Below are 1,289 nucleotides of genomic sequence, written 5' to 3' on the forward strand. Positions count from 1 at the left end.
CAGAGCTTGTATGGGGCTGTTTAAGTCAAGAGCTGATTCATCAGTTTTAGTTTTGGTCTGCGTGTCCTCCAGTTGAGTGGAACCTAGCGGAGGCGGGACATGCAACAACCCGAGGGGAGCTGGCCGTCTGGCACGGGCGATCGCCCGGCACCCTTGTATTCGGCGGATCACTGAGATCCGGGCCCATGATGCAGTCATGCGCATCGCTGGCGCAGCTCCGGGGCGGCGGGCCCATTCTGATCACGGCAGGATGGCCATGCTCTGGGTCGGGTTGCCGCCACCTCGGATCATTGTCGGCCGTTGGCGGCCGAAGCTTGATCGCCTCTTTGGTCTTTGCCTCACGCGGCCGGGCGAAGGATGATCCCCTGCGACAGGTCCCCTGTCGTTGCCAAACGCCACAGAGCAATGAGCAACTTCCTCGCCAGAGCGACAATCAGGGTCTTGCGCGTGGCTCCCCGGCCATCTGCGGTGCGGGCCCGGTACCAGCGCGCCAAATCACTCTCGGCTTGGAACCGCAGAAATCGCCACGCGAGCTGGAGCATGCTGCGACGGACCCGAGCATTGCCCACCCTCGCCAAGCCCTTCTCCCGGCGCTTGGCCCCACTCTCGTCCGGCGCTCCGGTGAGGCCCGCGTAGCGCGCCACGGCCCTGCGGTCGCGCAGATTGCGCGAGAGGATCTCGTTGACGAGCAAGTCCGCCGTTTCGACCCCCAGCCCGATCACCCGGGCCAGCAGCCGAACCATGGTGTTATGCTGCTCTCCAGGGGCCCTTTCCAGCCGCTCCAGACGGGCCTGTTCGATCTCCCGGATCTGCTCCCGCACGACCTGCAGGCGGGCCAGATCCCGGCGCATCTCGGCCAGGGTGTTGGGCGGCAGGGGAACACCCTCAGGGGTGCGCAGCGCCTCAAGCTGTTCGGGCGCGGTCCGCAGTGTCGGCCGGAAGCTGCGAATTCCAAAGCGGGCGAGGGTTGCCTTCATGCGGTTGCCGAGCCGGGTGCGCTCCTCGACCAGGTTCTCACGCTCGCGGCTCGGACGCTTGGCGTCCTCGTCCGCCAAAGACGGGATCGCCGCCATGCTGCAGTGATCCGACTCGCCACGCAGCCAGCCGAGAAAGGCCCGCTTGAGCAAGGCGGTATCGAGCCGGTCGGTCTTGGCTCGCCGATGCTCGCGCGAGACGGCGATGCTGGTGGGATGAATGACGTAGGCCTCGATGCCGCGCGCCCGCAGCCAGCGGGCGAGCCAGAAGCCGTCACGGCCAGCCTCGAAGGCGACGGCAATGCGGGTGATCGG

1 protein-coding gene is annotated in these 1,289 nt (G+C 66.6%); it reads right to left on the reverse strand.

The features are described from left to right. Nucleotides 1-338 precede the first annotated feature (338 nt). Nucleotides 339-1,289, reverse strand: a 951-nt coding sequence (locus ACS5Q1_RS47950; protein WP_473104792.1) for an IS110 family RNA-guided transposase, incomplete at its 5' end; no start/stop codon positions are given.

The sequence above is a fragment of the Microvirga sp. GN3 genome, assembly GCF_055792825.1.